A 17,688-nucleotide genomic window follows, 5' to 3' on the forward strand; every position below is an offset into this window, starting at 1 on the left:
CGGGAGTTTTACCGATAATTCTCCCTGATAAATCCTTAGACATGTTTTTTACCTCTATATATCTATGAAATAAACATGAGCCACACAACAATCGTCGCGCGGCTCAAGATAGTGATTATTGAAAATATTACAAATTCCTTAATTAACTAAGACCAAAATTACGTGATAAGGCCTCATCTTGTTGTGCCACAGCCTCAGCAGTTTTAGTTAGCTGATCTTGAATATCAAGCAACAATTGAGAGAATTCTTTAACCTTTGGTTCTAATTGTCTGAATTGAACTTCAAATTGGTCAAAAGCGCGTCCTTCCCATTCCCCACGTAACTCATCCTGTAAGTTAGATAAATTCGTCAAAACTTGGTCAATTTGTTCTGATCCTTGTCCATAACGTTTTGCTTTTGCTTGCAATTCTTCCGGACTCATACGTATTTGTCCTGCCATCATTAACCATCTCCTTTATCAATATAAGTAGTAATTCAAGTGAAAAGCTTCCTATAAAATTATTATAGAGCAAACACCAAAGCTTATTTTCCAAGGTGTTAGTTGTCAGTATAATAATAGCGTTTTCTCTTGTCAACATGCTATTAGAAGGAGATTTTAATTTAAGCCAAAAGAAGTGTGAGTATAGAATACTATTAATGTAATTATTTAGGAAAAATATTGGTTTTTAGCAATAGAAGACAATTTTCAAAGATTACTTTTTGATAGTTTTATACATAAGAATCAATAGGAAAAATAGTTGGTATGATTATCGGAAGTAGTTCTAAAGAAATAAATCAAGAAGAAAATGAGAAGGAAGAACCAAAGGACACAGAACAAGATGAAGAAGGAAATAATGAAGACACTTCTTCCGGTGGAGCAGATTCCGAGCAAAAAGAGAATACTGCTGATGAAAAACAAACAGAAACGAGCACAAATTCCAATTTTGATTCTTTAGTTGCTTGGATGGAAGAGGAAACAGAAGGTACTGCGGCTCCTCTCTTTGAAAATGATGAAACTCAAACACACGAAATGGAAGATGTAACAGTAACTTTAAATGCTTATCAATTAGTAGAATTAAAAGATATACATACTGATTTTAGTATTCCTTTCGATGATCAAACGGATGGTGGTGTTCTTTTAACAGAATTCACTGTAAAGAATGATTCTGATCAGGACTTATACTATACACCGGATTACTATGTGAATTATTTTGGTGGAAATAAAACTACTGGGATTAATCGAAATCTGATTCCACTCGATGAACAATTATCTGACATGATATCTGTCCCTAATGAACAATTGCTTGAAGCTGGTAAAGAATATACAGGTTATTTAGCTCATTCTTTTGGTGAAGAACAATTAGAAGGAATACTCGAAGAAGGAAATGTCACGATAGAGATTTCAACGCCATTTACGGATGCTGAAGAGGTCTCTAAAGAATTTACGGTTGGCCAGAGTACAGAATTGACGCTGCCACTAACGGATGAAAGTGCTGAAAAAAGCGCTAAAGTAGAAAGTGAAGACTTCTACCAAGATAAAATCAGTAAAGATAACATGGGCGATAAAAAAATGATTGAGCAGGAAGATGGAATTGGCGAAAGTGACGAATTAGGTGATGTAACGATTACATTGGATGGTTATCAATTTGTTGATTTCACCCCAAATGAATATGAAGCAGATCGTTTTGAAGACCCTGATAATCTAGTAGTAGCTACTGTAAGGTTTGAAATAGATAATCAGGGTGATCAGGAAATTGGTATGGACAATACTTCATCACGAATATTTCTTAATGACGGCACACAATATTTACGAAACGAGTCTTTTCTTAGTCCATATGAGTATGAGGAAAATATTGCCGCCGGTGAAAAAGGAGAGTTATTACAAACTTTCTTATTAGATAAAGAAATGTATGAAAAAATTTGGAAAGATAAAAGCATAGAAATTGAAATTGGTCCAATGAATAACTTAGATTATGAAGATATTTCTAAAGGACACGTAGTCACTTTCGATTTAAAATAAGTAAAAAGACTAGTGTAGCATTTCTGAAATAGTTGCTCTTGGTGTCCACTCTAAAATCAAAAAAGGTAAATAAAATCCGCATGAACACTGAACTTTTGGTAAATTTATGATACTAACCAAATCTACCAAAAAGAACGTGTTATCATGCGGAAAAACTACCTTGGCGCACTTTTCTTTTTTGTGTGGTCAAACAGACTAGGAAATGAAACCAAATTCTGCTCTTTGATATACCATAGATGCCCGAATAGGATAAAAGATTTTGAAAGAATTTCTATGATAAATGACCATATTTGTGGTCGCGAGTATCATCTACATATATGTCCTAGCACCTTCTCATCAGAAGCTATTAATATAAGAAACTCTTTCTTTTCTATTAAATTACGATAATGCATCCTCTAATAAGTTAGTAAATAACTCATTAAAATTTTTAAATACTCCAATTTTTTCTCCAGAAGGGTTGTCTAGTTCTAAAAATTTCCTGCTCTTTAAATCATACACATACCAGCTAATATTACTTTCACCTAAAAATAAATATTTTTTCTGTTCCACGTTCTCATGCCAAATATGATTTAATTCTAAAAACCCATTAATTTGTTGATTAGGTTTATCTTTAAGAATTTCTTCATCAATACCGTACAATATAAAGCCATTGAATTCTATACCATTAATAATTCTTAAGACATCCTTATAATCTTCTGGAAGCTTACATTTAAACTCCTCCAATACCTTCTTTTCAAAATCAGAAATTTCTTTTTCTACTGCGCCTATGTTGATTTCTTCTTCGTATAATTTTTTTTCCCGCTTTATCTCATTTAACTTACTTTGCCACATACTTCTCACTCCTTCAGTGTTTTGGTGGGTAAATTACTCCGTCTATTAATGGCCAATCCACATTTTTTATCTGCCCTGCGTTTAACTCTCTTGAAAAACTGTTTTGAAAATATTAGTAATTACTTTATGATATGGTTCATTTTTAATTAATACTAAGTTATCAAAGCTATTTGTTCCACCACCGTCTAAAGGAATTTTATGATGAACTTGCCAACCGTCTGGAACCCTACCGTTCTGTAATTTAAGTATATCTGTCTTTGAAAAGCCAGCATTCTTAAGATAATCAGTATTCTCACCTAGATTTTTTAAAAAGTCTTTTCTTATTGTACGGTTAAATTCATTCCTTAAATGATTTAGCTCTTCGGCATTTCTTTTAATATATTCTATATTAACAGTTTGAATGTTTTGTAATGTAACATCTTTTCCTCTTAACTTCCATGTGAAATTATTAATACTATTAGATCCTTCACCCACAGACCCCTCAGCAACTCGCTTCCACTGCTCCAGCCGAACAGATTCCCCTGCTTCTCTATAAGCAAAACTTTCTGCACCTGTATCACTTACTACATGCACTGTTGTTGTCGCCATCTTTGGCTGAAGGCCAGACTTAAGCACTTCGTATCCTTCTTTCAGCTGATTCGTGCCTTTCTTCACACCTTCTACCATATTGTCCGTGGCTGTGACTGCTCTATTTTGAATGGCATTCCCCAAACTTCTGAAACGAAGAGCTCCCCAGTTAGCCGCTGTATTCGCACCTTCTTTGACTGTAATCGCTGTATTTACACCTTTTGCTACAGCGCTTCTGGTTGCGTTAGTTACACTTTCCGCATTACGGACAAGGGTTTTGGTTTGACCTGCAATACGAATACCCGGTACCGACATTAAAGGTCCTAGCGCCGCCCGTAATGCATGTTGTGCTTGATAACCACTCCATTTTATAGAGCGCTTAAGTCCCATTTCTTCCGTCAAGTTTTTTCCTAATCTAGTAGAATTTCCACCTGAAAAACTCCTGATGCCCCTGGAATAATCCTATTATCTACACTGATACTATTAGTCCCACTAAACATATCCGATTTCATCACAGCATTCACTGCATTCTTCGCCGTGTTTTCAAAGAAATGGAACGTTTGCGAACCATCATTCGGTACGACCCCTAAAGACCTTTCTTCTGTAGCGGCATTTTCTATTTGTGCTATTCTGATTGACGATTTGTTTAACATCGATGGACATCTGAGTGGCTAGTTCTTTCCTGATGGAGTTCCCACCCTACAATATGCCCTAGACTCGAACGCTCCCTACTTTCCTATACATATAAAACAGCCTGACACAATTAGAATATCAGTGTCATCCAGGCTTAAAACTGAAATATTTTAATTTTCATTGTCTACTTTACAGATTCCAATTTATAATACCAATTAAGACTTTAAGTATCTATGAATTATTTTTTTATTGATTCATAATTAACAATTAAAATATGCTTTTAAGAACTCAAAAAACGATGACCAAGTTTCCTTTAGTTCCCCTTTTAAAAGCAGTTCATCTCCACCCTCAAAATTAACTGTATATACTTTATCTGGTACAGTATCCAGCACTAATACAGCATTTGCTGACATTTCACTTAAAACTAGGTACTGCTTCGGGAAACCATGTTCTTTTCTAGAAAAGAGTGTGTATGATTCAATATTATTTTCTTCATCTACTATATCTAGTAATTCAAAAGGCACATGCTCTTCCCAAAAAGGTCCTGCATACTGAATATAAAATTTTTGGAAAGTCTCTGACACGTATACATCTAGCCTTATTAGAGCATCCTTTACTAGATTGCTATCTTCACGCTTATATATTTCTTCTCCTAGAACTTCATCTAATCTCTCAGGCAAAATACTCATATTATTTTCCTCCTAAAGCTTCTTCTCCTCGTATTTTCCAATAATTAATGGAATCTACTTTTTGAAATGCTCCTCTAGTTGTTCCTCCATTGGATAAAATGGGTTTAACCTTCCCTTAAAAGGATGTAGTGGAGCTCTTTTTTCATTACTGATATTATGATACATACCTAGTTGAAGCCTCATATAGTGGTCCAACACCCTTTTGCTGTGAATGATGCAACGTTGCAACAATACCTGTATCATCAAGGATAGGGGCAAGTCCGTATTTCGCAGATGCTTCAGCATTTGTTAACCCGTGGCCTTTTTTAGCACCTTTTGTTCGAACCATATTCCACTTAATATCTCCTCTTTGATATACCTTATAGGTAAATCCTGTGCCATCTTTACCTGCATTATACTCTACACTCCGAGTAATATTTATTTTACCTTCTCCCAGCACAAGGTTCCCATCAACTCTATCTATCCTACCTTGACTATCTGTTGTATAATTGTATCCTTCTTTGAGTACGGCGGACGATTTTTACCACTTGTGCCATCTTTTTTACCACCCTTTGCGGAGAAATGTACCACTTATTGCAGAGCTCTTCACCATACAATACAGAGACAAGCCAATGAAGTGGAATAAACTGTTTCATGCATGATATAGCAACCATTCCACCACCCTTGACCTTGTTTGTATCCGTGGTAGTGGTTTTAATGGCGGATGGAGAAAAAGCAGCCTTTAGGACTTCATCCGCTCAAATAGGTACCACGGACAATCACTTCTAAGTTCCGCTGGCGGTCAAGGGCAAGCAGTTAACACTGTGGTTAATCAGTGCTTATTCTCCAGTTGAACAGGTCATTATAGTCATAGATGGAATATTAGGACGGCCTATGATCAGAAATGGTAAACCCTTCCACAAAAGGTGGTAAAACTCTCCACATTCCGTGGTAAAAAAGATTGCAAGGGTGGTACATACTGAATGCCATACTCACCTTCTTTACTTGTATACTTAACGTTCGGTTTTAATACTTTTCTTCGCCCATCTTTTATATAATGTTCTCCATAAGGGACTTCTATAATTCTAGGAACATTATCTAAATCTAAATGACTTCCACTAGCCCCACGAAACTATCCGAATTCTTCACTGCATCCATTGCATTCCGAGTCGTGTTTTCAAAAAAGTTAAAGGTTTGCCTGCCATCATTCGATACGACTACAAAAGATTTTTCTTCCATTGCAGTATTTTCTACCTGACGTACCGATATTGGAAGTTTATTTATCACCGCCTGGATGACACTATCTACATCCCTACATCCATTACCGCTCCTATTGGTTCTTTGCCAATCACTGCAACACCATTTTGCAAACTATTCTTTAATTGCTGAACCCGACTTACGCTAGTTTTTGAGCCTCTTTTACTCGATTGGCCACACTAAGATCGTTATCTACCTGTACATTCAATTTCAAATGCTTAATAAGATAGAATACAAGGATAAAAACAACCTAGCACTATTCAAAATCGGTACTAGGCTGCGGTAAAAACATTTTTAATTTTAATTAATGCTATTCCTATTTTATTTCATTTATACTTAAATATTATTACTCTTTATTTCTTCAAACCATTCATCAGCAATATCACTTGCTGTTTTATGATCCTTATCCGTATAAACAAAATCATATTTATATTCTGCTTTGAATTTTCCACTTCTGACATCATAAATTAATTTCATTTCCGTAGGCATATCTTTTTTGTACTCTTCACATATTTTTTTTATTTTTTCTATATCTTCATTTATGATGTCTAACACCATAAACCCTCGATCCAAAGATACATCATAATCTTTTTCACCTTGCTTCAAAGCATCGTTCAGTTTATGACTTTTTACAAGTTTATTATTAATTAGATAAAAGAATTTACTAGAAATCAGATTTCTTTCACACGAAGCATACACATATATTTTATCTGCTCTATTTTCTACATATTCCATACAAATAGATACCATATCTGCTTGTAATTCACTAAATTTAGCTTCAAATTCCTCCATCATTATATCACTCCTTAAATCAATTTAGAAAAACTTCAGAATATGGTTCACCATCAATTGTATATTTGACATTAAATTTTTCAGGTCGTAAATTATTTTTGTCATATATAATTTCGACATCTACTGTTACCTTTTTAGGTGGCGTCTCCTTTAAAGCTCTTGCACATTTATCCTCTATCTCTTTGTACTTTTTTTAAATTAATATCTAATAACATTGAAACTAAATTATCATATTTAGAAGAACCTTCAAACCGATCGGCTACTATATGCCCTCCATGGTCTTTTCCTTTTATTTTCCCCGGCGTATTCCTGCTATGTGGTAATCTAGCTTCACGTTCTGTGAGTTGTAGGTTATCTGTTTCAAACTTAGAAATTCTTCCTAAATTATCTGTCTCATAAAAGTAATCGTATTCCCCTGTTTGATATCGAATATTTATTAGGGAAAAATTCAAAATCATTTTGCTTTAACCGAAAGTCTCGGATAGATTTTGGGCTCATTATACGGTTAACATTATACTTTGAACCCTTAATAAAGCCATAACCAACTTCAAGATAGAACTCAACTAATTCTTTAGGTAATTTTAATTTTAAAGATTCTTCAACGTCTCTAATCTCCTCTATAGATACTGAATAAAAACTATTATTTACATTAGAAGCTAAGTAACTGTACTTCACTTTCATTTTCCCCCTTTAAAAATTCTATTTGCTGGAGAACCTACACCGTGAATACTTGCTTGATGTTCATTAGGAAATCTTGCTAGATGAATATTCCACCACTCATGTTCTCCGCCAAAAGTATTTTCAATTATATTAAGTAAATAGTATAAATATCTTTCCAACAATAAATTATGAGGGAGTGGATTGAATGACAGAGATGATCTCCATCCGTTACGACTCCACAGATATTATCACCCTTCTTTCTTTATAAAAATTCATAAAATGATACATAAAAAAGAACCATTTAGAGAAGCTATCATTGAATTATCTTAAAAAAGGAGAGATAGTGATGACAAACCCGAAACCAAAACCAGACAATCGCGCTGATAACGTAGAAAAAATTCAAAATACCATCGACCATACGATGCAAAATATGGATGAAGCTGAAGATTACGTAAAAGCACATGCAGAAGAAATAAGTTCGCAAGAGAAGCAAAAAATCAAAAATAAGAATGAAAGACGCAGAGAAACCATTGATGGGCTTCGAGACGAAATTAAAGACGAAGCGAATTACGCATCACAAAACTTGGACCAAAACGAATTGGAATAACAGAAAAGACTTCAGTCAGTATTCAAGCAAATGATTGAAGAATAATAAAACCCGGATAAAATTCACACTCTAGTTTGTTCTAAAACGTGAATTTTATTCGGGTTTAAATGTTGCAGACCCAAAGTGCTGCCTACATCAGTTATTCTATGAGTATCAGTGCTCGCGAAATATCAGATAATCTAGCAGCTGATAAAAGAAAGGAACATCTGGAAGCATGGTCAGATAATCCCTAGCCGCTAAGTAGTGTTTCCACATTTCTTTTTGTGCCTGTTCCTGACCAAGAATAGAGACAAAAGTTGCACTCTTATTCCGCTGATCTTGTCCTGGCTGTTTCCCCAACAGCATAGCGTCACCTGTTAAATCCAATAAATCATCTTTAATTTGAAAGGCAATACCAGCGTGATAAGCTAAATGTTTAACCGCTTGCTTCCGGTCTGCGGATGCACCAGCCAGGATAAGCGGCATCATCAGTGCTGCTTCAAAACCGAGGCTCGTCTTATAAACGGATAATTCTTTTAACGATTCAAGCGTTAACTGTTTCTCTTTTGCATTTAAATCAAGTAATTGTCCCTTGCACATATCTTGTGTTGTCCGGGTCGAATAAGCAATTAGTTCTAATACCCGCTCCGGGTCTGCATGCTTAATTGTAGTTTGTTCCTCTACTGCCCGCTGCGTTATCCAAAGTCCTGTCAGTTCAGCTACTGCATGGTTATACTTCTCATGCAGCGTCTGTTTTCCCCTTCTTGTGGATGCATTATCCTGTGACGGTAAATCATCGAAAATAAGGGAAGCTGTATGCATATACTCCACTGATTTTGCTAGTGGCAGTATCATCTGGTCCGGTAAGTTAAAGCCTTCCTTCGCCATAATCCAAGTCATAATCGGCCGCAAGCGTTTGGCATTACCTCCTAAGCTGTACTCTGCTGCCTGTTCTAACGTATTTTCTATTGATTCCAGGCTGAGGTGCCCTTCTAACTGTTCCTTTATCTCTTTCATTTTAGAGACAAACTGTTCCTTAGATTGCTCATTTTGCCTTAATGTATCTAAAAATTGATCACGGATCCATTTATCAAAGAAGGCCACATTTTGACTGCGGTTTATTACTTTTTCTAGTGTTTTATCAAAATTCGTATCAAAAGAAAACTGCTGCATAAAAGCTTGATAGCGTTCTTTACCCAGCCTTTGCTTTAAACGTTTAAGACCATTGATGGCTCGATCCAATATAATATCCCGAATCTCTGGTTTCCCTCCATAAATCGTGTGAACAAAATAATAAATAACAGACCAATACATCGCAAATGGATTCATTACGTTTTGGTTCTGATGATGATGTGTTACAAAATAGGTGTAGGGCGTTACACTGCGATTAGCTAAATCCTCATCAAAATCAGCTAAATCGTCTGCCAGCTGATTATAAATTCCATAATGAAACATATTCTTTTCTATCTTGTCATCCTTAGAAAAAGCCCGGAAAGAACGCACAATCAGCCGGGAAGAAGCTGATTTTAAAATTACAGGAACATACAGTTGTTCATTTGTATAACTGCTATTATCTAACTGTTTTTGGCGGTCCTGTTCTTGCCCTTCAAAAAACAAATAGGCGTTATCTAAGAAATCCCTGTTGCGCTCTATTGGCTGACAAGCCTTCAAATAAGTGAATGCTTCCGACAACCCATCATACACAGCGGAAATAAACTCCCAATGGTTTTCCTGCCAATCCGATGCTTTTATAGGTATAACTTCACCAGTTAATAATGTTTGCCGGATAAAATAGGCAAATGCCTTCTTTTCAGCCTCCGTCAAAACATCCGCATCTAGAACATCGTCAATTAACGGATAGGTTAAACCATAATAATAACCAATGCGAACCGCTTGATCTAATTGTTGCCTTCTTACTTGAGCTGATGTTTCGTCTTTTAATTCCTCGATCTCATGAATAATAACGCCAGCAATAATCTTGATTATTTTTCGTTTCGCTTCATTTTTATCAAAGCCTTCAGGAAGGATTGCAGAGATGTATTTCAGTTTATCTGTAACCCAAAAGAAAACCGGCTCCAGGGATTCTTTCTCTGCAAATTGGTATAACTCTGCCATATGGAAAGAAACGTGTTGCTGTTTCCCGTCTAAATAATGCTTTATCCCCTCTGTGATATCCGCTATCCTCCGGCGCATAGATTCCGTGGTGATATCCCGGCCAAGATCTCGGAAATAGATATAAGATACACTCCGAAACAAATAGGAATCAAGCTGCCCCATTTTGGCTAATTGGGAAATAAATAAATTACTTGGCTGCTGTTTCCACTTATCTGTATTTATTAAGCTTTTCTTTTTTGCTTGCTGATACTGCTGAAGACTCTCTATCAACGTTGCTGCAAAGTCCTCTTGATGTACTTGCGCCCGCAATAAATGAAAATAGTTTTTCGCTTGTTCTTGCATCATTTGAAAATAATCTTTACCCATTAACATGTTCCGTCCTCATATTTTTTCTAATTATAACATGAGGAACGAAAAACGCTCATTTATTGAGCAAAAAATTTACTTAACCTTTACATTATTAAATAGAGCGTAGATAACCTTTTAGAGGGTATATTTCTTGAGGTTGGAGCGCTTTTGGCTTGGGGTGGAGCGGTTTGGCTGAATCTGGAGCGGTTCTTGCCTGGATTGGAGCGATTTAGGATTTCGAGCGGTTTTAGCCTAGGTTGGGGTTGAGCGCTTTCGCTGGATTTAGAGCGACTTTGGCCTGAGTTGGAGCGCTTTAACCAGGTTTCGAGCGACTTTGACCTGGATTGGAGCGCTTTCGCTGGATTTAGAGCGACTTTGACCTGGATTGGAGCGCTTTGGCTGGATTTCGAGCGCTTTCAACCTAAGTTGGAGCGCCTTGGCCTGAGGTGATCAGCAGAACTGATCAAGTGATTTCTAGCCTTTGATCAGTTCTTATTTTCTTTTTATTTCCGGCATTTATTACTGTCTGGCGTCTTCAAGCATGGCTTCTAAGAGCTGATCCCGATTCTCTTGCCTTAGAAATTCTTCGGTTGAAATTTGCTGCAGCAGCTGTTTCTTCTGCTCTGCCAGAGATGGATCAGCAAGGATTATTTTTCTGGCCTGCTTTAAAAAATAAAGGTCACCTTCAATGTCAGCCGGGAGCTGTTCAGCCAGTCTGTTCTTAAGCTGTTTTGTATAGGCAGGACTGGCACCGTCTGTGGAAAGGGCCATGGTTAATGGGCCTTTTTGAAGTGTTGCGGGAAAATGGATATCGCTTTTCTGTGCATCGTTGGCTACGTAAACAAGCTGATGCGGCAGTTTCTTTTCATAAAGAGACTGGTTCAATTCTTTCTTTTCTGTCATTAACAGGAGGAGCAGACTGTCAAATTGTTCCTCCTCTCTGACCTCTCTTTTCTGCCATTGAATCTGCCCGTTTTCATACAATTGCTGTAAGGCAGGGTGAAGCGATGGTGCAATAATCGTAATATCTGCTCCAACGCCTATAAAGTGTTTCAGCTTTTTTGCTGCAACGGCTCCCCCTCCAACTGCAATTACCGTTTTATTTGTCATCTCGAAAAGAATAGGAATTCGCATCGGCTCACCTTTCCTCCAGCAGGGCATTGACCCGGTCGACCAGAACATCAACCAGCTGATCATCGAATCCTAAATAGGGACAGAGTATAAATTGTTTATCTGTGCTTGCAGATAATTCATCTAATTTCTGTCGCAATTCCCTCATCAATACGCCTGAGAATAACAAATACGGGACAACATATACACGGGGATGGGCACTTTCCACCATTTGTTCGAGCCCTTCATCCAATGTCGGATGCGTGGCAGCAAGGTAACAGGTTGCTACTTCTCGCACTGGAGCAGCTTCCCATAATAAGCGTGCAATTTTGGTAAGATCACTATTGGCATCCGGATCACTGCTGCCGCGGCCAACAAGTAATACAGAAACCGATTCCCTTTCTTCATAAACGGGGGGTTGGCTTTTCGTTGCAAGTCCGCCCATTTCAAGGCGTGCGTTAAGTACATCAATCATTGCTGGGTCGACCCCCATCACCTTGCCATATGAAAATGTGACGTCTGGATATCTGTTTTTGGCCTGGTCTATTTCTTTTGGAATGTCCTGCTTTGCATGCCCTGCACAGAGAAGCAGGACAGGCACAACCGCAATCTGTGTTGCCCCTTGCCAAATACAGTTGTCTACGCCCGTTTGAATCGTCGGTGAAGCAAGCTCAATAAAACATGTTTCCTGAATTTTAATGTGCGGATTACTTTTCTTCGCCTTTTCAACAAAAGCCAACAGCTCTTTATTTCCTTGCTGTACACGGCTTCCATGCCCAATATATAAAATTGCCTGCATGCAGGTTCACCTTCTTCCATATTTACCTTTCAACTCTCAAGGCTTTCATACCTTGCTATCTCAGTCGCCGCTCTTCTATCATTAGGAAAGAGCAGCTTCAAGCAAGGCTTCTTTTTTCAAAAGTACTTCTAGCAAAGCTTCTTCTGTCGGCTGAGCCAGCACTGTATGCACCGTATAGCCAGCACGCACAGCAGCCTGCTTTGATTTTTCTCCAAAACAAATAATACGTGTATAACTGCTGATCATTTCTGGAGACTCTCCGCACGCTTGTAAACCAGCAGTAACTGTTTCGACAGAACGGGCGTTAGGAAAAATGATTGTATCCATTCGCTCTTCGTCACGGAGGCGTCTGAAGGTTTGTTCCGTTTGAGGTACACGGTCATATGCATGGGTAACAATAAAATCTTGCTCCTCAGCGAAAGATAGAAGTTCTTCTTTTCCAATCCAACCTGCATCACCCAGGATCACCAGCCGGGATGCATTCGAATCTCGTTCTGAAATTTGTCTTGCCAGACAATGATACGATTCTAAAGCCTTTACTGTTTTTTTAGACAGACCATAGAATTCTCCCTGAATGCTCCGAATATCCATGTTATTTGCCTGTAAAGACGCAAAGAAAACTTCTACACTTGCCGGGGAAAGAAAGAGCAAATCATGATGAACCGGGATATCCGCTTCTCTCAGCAGTTGCTTTTTTATTTGCATCCGCGGAAACTCAAAGACTTCTGCCCCTTTGTCTCTTAAACGCGCACCGATTTCACTCATTTCTTCACTCGACCGTCCTAGCAGCAGATGCTGACTAAACAACGGCTTGCTTTCAAACCAGCTTTCTCCCTCTTTTAATTTGCTTACCTCGCCCACTAAAATAATGGCAGGATTTTTAAAATGGTCTGCCTTTGCTTGCTCTACAATGGTTCCAAGGCTTCCTAGCAGGGTTCTCTGCTTTCCCGTCGTCCCCCACTGAATGAGTAAGACCGGGGTTTCGGATGATCGGCCATGTGAGGTCAGTTGTTCTGCAATATAAGGCAGATTCCCGATTCCCATATAAAACGCAATCGTATCAATTCCATTTGCCAAGGCTTTCCAATCAATCAACGGCTCGCCTGCTGGAGACTTGTCATGGCCTGTGATCACAGCAAAGGAGAGACTATGTTCACGATGTGTAACTGGCACGCCTGCATAGGCAGCAGCTCCGATTCCTGCTGTTATTCCCGGAACAATTTCATAGGGAACACCTGCATTTTTTAGTGCTTCTGCTTCCTCGCCAACCCTGCCAAATACACTTGGATCGCCGCCTTTTAAACGCACTACATTCTTACCTTCTAAGCCATGCTGCACTAATAACGCATTAATCGCTTCTTGACGCAGGATATGCTTCTTTGGCATCTTTCCGCAATAAATCATTTCCGCCTGAGGTGAGGCATGTTCCAGTAAGAGAGGGTTAACCAGCCTGTCGTATAAAACGACATCAGCATGCTTTAAATACGTATAGCCTTTTAATGTTAATAACCCAATATCTCCAGGACCCGCTCCGATAAGATAAACACATCCCTGTTTTTTCATTGTTTATTTCACCCTCTTTTCGCTTTCCTTGTTTCGTGTTCTATCAAATAGAACCTATTTTCCAGCTGGAGACATCGACTTTAGAATAAAAAGAAGAGCAGGGCGGCAAATCCAGTCCTGCCCCTCTGTCTCAAGGTAACTATTTCAAACAATTAATCGTGAAAGTCTAATCCCGAGGTAACAGCTTTCACATATCCTGTACGGATAACAAAATCACCGAAGTGCTCCCCGTCTAAGCGTTCCTTCGCATAGTGACGTATAATCGGCTGCAACGTTTCTAAAATTTCTTTTTCCCCAATATTCTCGCGATAGAGCTTATTTAAGCGTTGACCAGAAAAACCTGCACCCAAGTACATGTTATACTTGCCAGGCGCTTTTCCAATAAAGCCGATCTCGCTTAACGCCGGTCGGGAACAGCCATTTGGACAACCTGACATTCGAATGACAATTTCTTCATCACGGAGTCCTTCTTCTTCCAGCATGGTTTCAATTTTTTCTAATAATGCAGGCAAATAACGTTCTGATTCAGCCATCGCTAGCCCACAGGTCGGAAAAGCTACACAAGCCATGGAATTTCTCCGCAATGCAGATTGCTCTTTCCCATCTGCCAAACCATATTGCGCTACAAGCTCGGCAATTTCCTCTTTCTTCTCGCTGGAGACATTTCCGATAATCAAGTTTTGATTCGGTGTCAAACGGAAATCTCCGGTATGAATTTTGGCAATTTCACGCAACCCCGTCATCAATTGATAATCATCTTTATCTTGAATTCGCCCATTCTGAATAAAAAGGGTTAAATGCCAATGGTTCTTGGTTCCCTTTACCCAGCCATAGCGATCACCGGTATGATCAAAATGGAAATCACGGGCTTCTTCCAGCTGCCATCCCAGACGTTCGGTAAGTTCACTCTTGAGCCAGTCAAGTCCGCGCGCATCAATTGTATATTTGAAGCGTGCATTCTTTCGCACAGAACGATTTCCATAATCACGTTGGATAGTAATAATTTTTTCGGCAACATCCGTAATTTGCTCCGGTCTGCAGAAGCCGATGATTCTTCCGAGCTGCGGATAAGTGTTGGTGTCTCCATGTGTCATGCCCATGCCTCCGCCTACTGCCACATTAAATCCTTGCAATCGTCCATCCTCCAGTATCGCAATGAAACCTAGATCCTGTGAAAAGACATCTATATCATTGGATGGCGGCACCGCAAGCCCAATCTTAAACTTTCTTGGTAAATAAACCGGCCCATACATCGGTTCCACTTCTTCATTTTCTTTGGAGTCAACAACCTTCTCCCCATCAAGCCAAATCTCATGGTACGCATTCGTGCGCGGTGACAAATAATCGCTCAAAACCTTCGACCATTCATAAACCTCCGCATGGACCTCGGACTGATCCGGATTCGGGTTACACATCACATTTCTGTTCACATCCCCGCAAGCAGCAAGGGTATCCATCAAAGCTTCATTAATACGCTTTATACTTTTTTTCATATTCCATTTCAGGATTCCATGCATTTGAAACGCCTGTCTTGTCGTCAATTTGATAGTATGATTCCCATATTCCCTCGCCAATTCATCAATAACCAGCCATTGTTCCGGGGTCGCTACTCCTCCCGGTACTCGGACACGTACCATAAATTGATAGGCAGGCTCCAGTTTCTGGCGCTGCCGTTCTGTCCGTAAATCGCGATCATCCTGCAAATAACTTCCATGAAATTTCATTAAGCGATTATCGTCGTCTGGAATACCAGCGCTTAACCGGTCCTCCAATGTTTCCGATAATGTTCCCCGTAAATAATTGCTTTCTCTTTTAATCCGTTCCACATCACTTGGTGGTCCATCTTGTGTTGGAATGACTTTATCGTTGGTCATTTCTTGTTCTCCCTCCCCTTTTAGTAAACATCTCGCTGATAACGTTTCTCTTGCAGCATATTATCTAAATAAGTTTGGGCCTCATCGGTAGTGAGATTCCCTTCCTTTTCAATAATGGTCACTAACGTATCATGAACATCACTCGCCATGTGCTTCTCATCACCGCATACATAGACCGTTGCTCCATCTTCCAGCCACTCGTAAAGCTCCCTGCTTTGCTCCAGCATGCGGTGCTGAACATATACTTTCTCTGCATTATCGCGGGAAAAAGCAACATCCATCTTTGTTAATACACCGCTCTTTAACCAACGTTGCCAATCTGTCTGGTAAAGAAAATCAGTGACAAAATGCTGGCCTCCAAAGAATAACCATGATTTCCCTTCTGCTTCCATAACTTCTCGCTCTTCCACGAAGGAACGAAATGGTGCAATTCCTGTTCCTGGACCAATCATAATAATTGGTGTGCTGGGATCAGCCGGCAGTTTAAAGTTCGGGTTGTTATGAACATAGATAGATAGCGTTTGCCCCGGCTCTTTCCTATCCGCACATTGTACAGAACACACACCGTTTCTTTCTCTGCCGTATGTTTCATAACGGACCGCCCCAATTGTCAAATGAACTTCCTCTGGATTTGCCTTTAAACTGCTGGCTACAGAGTAAAGTCGCGGCGGCATTTTACGTAATAAGGTAATAAATTCTTTAGCTGGGGCGCCAGCAATCCCATAATCGCGAATCAAATCTAATAAATCACGACCGTGGATATACTCAGTTACGGCTGCTTCGTTCCCCGGCTCCAGCAGATGTTGCAGTTCTGGATTCTGTGTAAATGCAGCTACTTTTTGCAGTAATGGCTTCGTCAAGACGGTAATTTCAAAATTCTTTTGGAGCGCTTCCTGCAGGAGAACTTCTTCCCCCTTCTTATTAATAGGAACAAGTTCATTTGGTTTCCATCCCGCTTCTTTGATCAGCGCATCAACCATCTCTGGATCATTTTCAGGATAGATTCCAATGCTATCACCTGGTTCATATTGAAGATTTGATCCTTCCAAGGATAACTCCATATGATAAGTTTCTTTATTTGAACCGCGTCCATTCAGATTAATATTTTCATAGATTTCTGCCTCGAATGGATTCGTACGTGAAAATGTCGATGATTCTGCTGCTGCAGAGACTATTGCATCAGGTTGAACTTGAACGGACACCTGCGATTCAGAAAGTTTGTTTAACACACTTTCAAACCATTCTGCAGCTGGCTCATCATAATCTAAGTCACAATCTGTACGATCTGCAAGTCTCGTTCCTCCCAACTCTGCTAATCGCTCATCAAACTTTCTGCCTGTTTCACAGAATTGTTCATAGGAGCTATCCCCTAACGCCAAGACGGAGTAGTTGAGTTTTTCCAGTTTCGGAGCACGGCGGCCGTGAAGAAATTCGTAAAATTGAATCGCGTTATCCGGCGGGTCTCCCTCTCCCTGCGTACTTACAATAACCAGTAAATTTTCAATGTTTTTGAGTTTGTTTGGCTTAAAGTCATTCATCGAGGCAAGTGTCACTTTCATTCCCTTTTCCTCTAATTGTTCTGACAAGCCTGTCGCTAAGTTTTGGCAATTTCCTGTCTGCGAGCCAAAGAGAACCGTAACTTCTACAGGAGCTGCCTCTGCTTCATTTGCAGACTGTGGACCAGCGAGGGCCGCATCCGTTACCTGTGCACTTTGGTTCACATTTTTTACTGCAGACAGATAGCCTCCCAGCCAAATTTGTTGTGTTTCCGTCAATGTCGGAAAAAGACGATTGAGCAGATCAACCTGCTCTTCATTAAATGGACTATTTTTCACTTGAAATTGCAACGTTATCTACCTCACAAAGTTATTTTTTATCAATTTTTT

Annotated in this window: 18 protein-coding genes and 2 pseudogenes; 2 read left to right on the plus strand and 18 right to left on the minus strand. The window is 39.2% G+C overall.

Annotated features, from left to right (window positions below):
• Positions 1-142: 142 nt before the first annotated feature.
• Positions 143-439: a WXG100 family type VII secretion target gene (locus KI343_RS11145; RefSeq protein WP_212926500.1), complete on the minus strand. Its 297-nt coding sequence runs from the start codon at positions 437-439 to the stop codon at positions 143-145.
• Positions 440-742: 303 nt separating this feature from the next.
• Here KI343_RS11145 and KI343_RS11150 point away from each other — a divergent pair, with 303 nt between their 5' ends.
• On the plus strand, positions 743-1,999 hold the full coding sequence (locus tag KI343_RS11150; protein ID WP_212926501.1) for a DUF5068 domain-containing protein: 1,257 nt from the start codon (positions 743-745) through the stop codon (positions 1,997-1,999).
• Between the two features lie 378 nt (positions 2,000-2,377).
• Here KI343_RS11150 and KI343_RS11155 read toward each other — a convergent pair whose 3' ends face one another.
• The 11 genes and pseudogenes from KI343_RS11155 to KI343_RS20145 form a co-directional block, all read right to left on the minus strand.
• Complete coding sequence (locus tag KI343_RS11155; protein WP_212926502.1) at positions 2,378-2,830, minus strand: YrhA family protein; 453 nt, start codon at positions 2,828-2,830, stop codon at positions 2,378-2,380.
• An 81-nt stretch (positions 2,831-2,911) separates the two neighbouring features.
• Positions 2,912-3,799 carry an HNH endonuclease signature motif containing protein gene (locus KI343_RS11160; protein ID WP_212926503.1) on the minus strand — a complete coding sequence of 296 codons (888 nt, stop codon included), beginning with the start codon at positions 3,797-3,799 and terminating at the stop codon, positions 2,912-2,914.
• A gap of 8 nt (positions 3,800-3,807) precedes the next feature.
• Positions 3,808-4,050, minus strand: coding sequence for a hypothetical protein (locus KI343_RS11165; RefSeq protein WP_212926504.1), 243 nt, complete (start codon positions 4,048-4,050; stop codon positions 3,808-3,810).
• Positions 4,051-4,290: 240 nt separating this feature from the next.
• Entirely contained in the window at positions 4,291-4,719 is a 429-nt protein-coding gene (locus KI343_RS11170) for an SMI1/KNR4 family protein (protein WP_212926505.1), read from the minus strand.
• Positions 4,720-4,873: 154 nt separating this feature from the next.
• Positions 4,874-5,047: a hypothetical protein gene (locus tag KI343_RS20130; RefSeq protein ID WP_244856888.1), complete on the minus strand. Its 174-nt coding sequence runs from the start codon at positions 5,045-5,047 to the stop codon at positions 4,874-4,876.
• A 755-nt stretch (positions 5,048-5,802) separates the two neighbouring features.
• A complete protein-coding gene (locus KI343_RS11180; RefSeq protein ID WP_212926506.1) occupies positions 5,803-5,985 on the minus strand; it encodes a hypothetical protein in 183 nt (60 codons plus the stop codon).
• A 306-nt stretch (positions 5,986-6,291) separates the two neighbouring features.
• The gene (locus KI343_RS11185) at positions 6,292-6,747 is read right to left on the minus strand and encodes an immunity protein YezG family protein (protein WP_212926554.1); all 456 of its coding nucleotides are present in this window, start codon (positions 6,745-6,747) and stop codon (positions 6,292-6,294) included.
• Between the two features lie 19 nt (positions 6,748-6,766).
• On the minus strand, positions 6,767-6,925 hold the full coding sequence (locus KI343_RS20135) for a DNA/RNA non-specific endonuclease (protein WP_244856892.1): 159 nt from the start codon (positions 6,923-6,925) through the stop codon (positions 6,767-6,769).
• Positions 6,915-7,205, minus strand: coding sequence for a DNA/RNA non-specific endonuclease (locus KI343_RS20140; protein WP_280530131.1), 291 nt, complete (start codon positions 7,203-7,205; stop codon positions 6,915-6,917). Before KI343_RS20140 ends, KI343_RS20135 begins: the two co-directional genes overlap by 11 nt.
• Positions 7,183-7,422: pseudogene (locus tag KI343_RS11195) on the minus strand (SMI1/KNR4 family protein); the annotation flags it as partial. The pseudogene KI343_RS11195 and the gene KI343_RS20140, both read right to left, overlap by 23 nt.
• A 2-nt stretch (positions 7,423-7,424) precedes the next feature.
• Positions 7,425-7,559, minus strand: a pseudogene (locus tag KI343_RS20145) (hypothetical protein); the annotation flags it as partial.
• 194 nt (positions 7,560-7,753) lie between these two features.
• Here KI343_RS20145 and tlp point away from each other — a divergent pair.
• Entirely contained in the window at positions 7,754-8,014 is a 261-nt protein-coding gene (gene tlp / locus KI343_RS11200) for a small acid-soluble spore protein Tlp (RefSeq protein WP_212926508.1), read from the plus strand.
• A 153-nt stretch (positions 8,015-8,167) separates the two neighbouring features.
• On the opposite strand, the gene KI343_RS11205 is transcribed toward tlp, so the two are convergent.
• The 6 genes from KI343_RS11205 to KI343_RS11230 all read right to left on the minus strand — a co-directional run bounded on the left by KI343_RS11205 (position 8,168) and on the right by KI343_RS11230 (position 17,649).
• Positions 8,168-10,480 carry a polyprenyl synthetase family protein gene (locus KI343_RS11205; RefSeq protein WP_244856889.1) on the minus strand — a complete coding sequence of 771 codons (2,313 nt, stop codon included), beginning with the start codon at positions 10,478-10,480 and terminating at the stop codon, positions 8,168-8,170.
• A 495-nt stretch (positions 10,481-10,975) separates the two neighbouring features.
• Positions 10,976-11,590, minus strand: coding sequence for a precorrin-2 dehydrogenase/sirohydrochlorin ferrochelatase family protein (locus KI343_RS11210; RefSeq protein ID WP_212926509.1), 615 nt, complete (start codon positions 11,588-11,590; stop codon positions 10,976-10,978).
• 4 nt (positions 11,591-11,594) lie between these two features.
• On the minus strand, positions 11,595-12,365 hold the full coding sequence (locus KI343_RS11215; protein WP_212926510.1) for a sirohydrochlorin chelatase: 771 nt from the start codon (positions 12,363-12,365) through the stop codon (positions 11,595-11,597).
• A gap of 81 nt (positions 12,366-12,446) precedes the next feature.
• Positions 12,447-13,928, minus strand: coding sequence for a uroporphyrinogen-III C-methyltransferase (cobA, locus tag KI343_RS11220; RefSeq protein ID WP_212926511.1), 1,482 nt, complete (start codon positions 13,926-13,928; stop codon positions 12,447-12,449).
• A gap of 152 nt (positions 13,929-14,080) precedes the next feature.
• Positions 14,081-15,802, minus strand: a complete 1,722-nt coding sequence (gene cysI, locus KI343_RS11225; RefSeq protein WP_212926512.1) for an assimilatory sulfite reductase (NADPH) hemoprotein subunit — start codon at positions 15,800-15,802, stop codon at positions 14,081-14,083.
• A gap of 20 nt (positions 15,803-15,822) precedes the next feature.
• Positions 15,823-17,649 carry an assimilatory sulfite reductase (NADPH) flavoprotein subunit gene (locus tag KI343_RS11230; protein WP_212926513.1) on the minus strand — a complete coding sequence of 609 codons (1,827 nt, stop codon included), beginning with the start codon at positions 17,647-17,649 and terminating at the stop codon, positions 15,823-15,825.
• Positions 17,650-17,688: the final 39 nt, after the last annotated feature.

The sequence above is a fragment of the Oceanobacillus sp. J11TS1 genome, from assembly GCF_018333215.1.
Lineage (GTDB): Bacteria > Bacillota > Bacilli > Bacillales > Amphibacillaceae > Oceanobacillus.